Genomic DNA, 2,717 nt, shown 5'->3' on the forward strand with positions numbered 1-2,717 from the left:
GGTCTTCTCCATACTGCATACAATCTTCAGTTTGGCAGGAGGCGGTCGACGTGGCCGAGGTGCGCGAACTGCGGGACGTCTACGGACGGCGGTATCGCGTCGGTGAGTCCGACCGGGAATTGCTCGGCCGGCCGCGGGCGTGGATCACCGGGCTCGCCGCGGCGGCCATGCTCGCCGCCGGGGTGCAGCAGTACGGCTTCGGCGCGATCGTGCCGTCGCTGACCCGGACGCCCGGCTGGACGTTCGGCGGGATCGTCCTCGCGCTCGCGGTGTGGGCCGTCTGCCAGGCCGGGGCCGCGTTCCCGGTGGCGTGGCTCCGGGATCGCGGCCTGTTCCCCGCCCCCGCGGCGATGGCGGCCGGCGCGGTCCTGTGCGCCGCCGGGCTCGTGACGCTCGGCCACGCGACCAGCCTGACCGCCGTGTTCCTCGGCTACTCCGTGCTCGGCGGACTCGGCACCGGTCTGGTGTACGCCACGTGCATCGGCGCGGTGCTCGCCTGGTTCCCCGACGCCACCGGCTCCCGCGCGGGCATCGTGAGCGGGGCGTTCGCCTGCGGCAGCGTTCCCTTCGTCGTGCTCGCCGCCGCCCTGCCGGCCGCGCGCCCGGCGCTCTTGGACGTCACCGCCGCCGTCGTGCTCGTCGTCATCGCCGGGTGCGCCGCGCTGCTGCGGTACCCGCCGCGGCACTGGTGGCCCGCCACGCCCGAACCCCGGGCCTGGGCGCTCGACCGGGCGCACAACCGGCGTCCCGCGGTCCGGCACTACCGGCCGGCGGAACTGTTCCGGTGCGGTACGACGCTTTCGCTGTACCTCGTCGTCGTGCTCGCGGCCGCCGTCCTGCTGTTCGACCTGGCCTACCTGGCGACGTTCACCGCCGCGCGCGGCGGGCCCGGGCTCGCTGCGGCCGCACTGGCGCTGCTCGCCGCGGCGACCGGCAGCGGCCGGGTCCTCATCGGACGGTTCGCCGACCGGCTCGGCCGGCACCGGATCCTGCGGTTCGCGCTGCTCGCGGGCGGTGTCGCCCAGTTCGTGCTGTTCTACTCCGGGGCCCACCGGCACCCCACCGGCCTGCTGGTGGGCGTGGTGCTGGCCGGCCTCGGCAACGGCTGCTGCTACACGCTGCTCGTCGGCCTGGTGCGCGAGTACTTCGGCGAGGAGTCGGCGGCGCAGAACTTCGGGATCCTCTACAGCGCCAAGGCCGTGGGTGCCGTGGTGGGGATCGGGCCGGCCGCGCTGGTCGTGACGGCGCACGGGTTCGCCGGCGCGTTCACCGCGGCCGGGGTGCTGAGCCTGGCCGCGGCGGTGCTGTCCGGGCGGCTGTCCCAGCCGGGCCGGCCCAAGTCGCTGCTGCCGGTGGCGTGACGTGGGGCGGATGACCAGCAGGCGGCGGGTGCTGCGCGTCCACGACGGCGGGCACACCACGCGGCCGGACACGCTGACCGTCGAGGAACCCCTGGAGATCCGGGTCGCCGGGAAGCCGTTGACGATCACGATGCGGACACCCGGCGACGACTTCGACCTCGCCGCCGGGTTCCTGCTCGGCGAAGGCGTGGTCCGCGCGGCGGCCGACATCCGGTCGATCCGCTACTGCGCCGGCGCCACGGTCGACGGCGGCAACACCTACAACGTCCTCGATGTCGTGCTCGCGGACGGCGTCGCTCCGCCGGACGCCTCGCTGGAGCGCAACTTCTACACGACGTCCTCGTGCGGCCTGTGCGGCAAGGCGAGCCTGGACGCGGTGCGCACGACGGTCACCTGGCCGATCGCCGGCGACCCGTTCGCGACCGGCCCGGCGACCCTGGCCGGGTTGCCGGCCGAACTCCGTGCGGCGCAACGGGTCTTCGACCGCACCGGCGGCCTCCACGCGGCGGGCTTGTTCGACGCGGACGGGAAGCTGCGGTGCCTGCGCGAAGACGTCGGACGGCACAACGCGGTGGACAAGGTCGTCGGCTCGGCGACCCGGGCCGGCGAGCTCCCGCTGTCCGGGACGGCGCTGATGGTGAGCGGGCGGGCGTCGTTCGAGCTGGTGCAGAAGGCGGCGATGGCCGGGATCCCGTTGCTGGCCGCGGTGTCGGCGCCGTCGTCGCTGGCGGTGGACCTGGCCGCCGAGCTGGGCCTGACGCTGGTCGGTTTCCTGCGCGGGACGTCGATGAACGTCTACACGCGACCGGACCGCCTGGGTCTTCAGCCGAGCTGAGCGAGTACGGCGGCGACGGCGGGGCCGGCATCGGCCCGGTGCACGGCGGCGAGCTGCCACGGAACGCGCCGGCCGAACCGCCGCACGGTGAGTTCGGGAAACCGCGCGGCGGCGGAGGCGGGCAGAAGGCAGGCGGCAAGCCCGGCCCGCACGAGCCCGGCGGCCACGCCGAGATCATCGACCTCCAGCGAAACCGGCCGGCGGGGAAAGGCACGGTCGACGGCCTCACGGATCGCCCAGCCCACGGGGAAGTCCACCAGCGACAGCCCGGAGAGATCGGCGGGAGCGGAGCGCGAGCCACCGGGCGCGGTGACGAGGACGAGCTCCTCGGCGACGAGCGGGGTGGCGACCGGTTCGGTGGGTGGCGCGGGGTCGCGGGGTGTGGCGGGGTCGGCCGTGGGGCGGGTTCCGGCGGGTGTGGTGATTGCCGGCTCGGCTGCGGGGTGGCCCGGTGCCCGGACCGCATCGGCCGCCGGCGCGCGGCGGGGGCCCTCGGGGGCTGGGGGCGCCCCGGGCGCCCC

3 protein-coding genes are annotated in these 2,717 nt (G+C 75.4%); 2 read left to right on the forward strand and 1 reads right to left on the reverse strand.

Annotation, left to right across the window (positions count from 1 at the left end; all coding sequences use genetic code 11):
* The first annotated feature begins 50 nt into the window (after positions 1 to 50).
* Together ACFVYA_RS49835 and fdhD are read left to right on the forward strand one after the other, a co-directional pair.
* The gene (locus ACFVYA_RS49835) at positions 51 to 1,361 is read left to right on the forward strand and encodes an OFA family MFS transporter (protein ID WP_387055682.1); all 1,311 of its coding nucleotides are present in this window, start codon (positions 51 to 53) and stop codon (positions 1,359 to 1,361) included.
* Between the two features lies 1 nt (position 1,362).
* A complete protein-coding gene (gene fdhD / locus ACFVYA_RS49840) occupies positions 1,363 to 2,196 on the forward strand; it encodes a formate dehydrogenase accessory sulfurtransferase FdhD (RefSeq protein ID WP_387055684.1) in 834 nt (277 codons plus the stop codon).
* Here fdhD and ACFVYA_RS49845 read toward each other — a convergent pair.
* Positions 2,184 to 2,717, reverse strand: a 534-nt coding sequence (locus tag ACFVYA_RS49845; protein ID WP_387055686.1) for a LysR substrate-binding domain-containing protein, incomplete at its 5' end; no start/stop codon positions are given. The two genes, fdhD and ACFVYA_RS49845, sit on opposite strands and share 13 nt — an antisense overlap.

It is taken from the genome of Amycolatopsis sp. NPDC058278 (assembly GCF_042881395.1).
In the GTDB taxonomy this organism is placed as follows: domain Bacteria; phylum Actinomycetota; class Actinomycetes; order Mycobacteriales; family Pseudonocardiaceae; genus Amycolatopsis.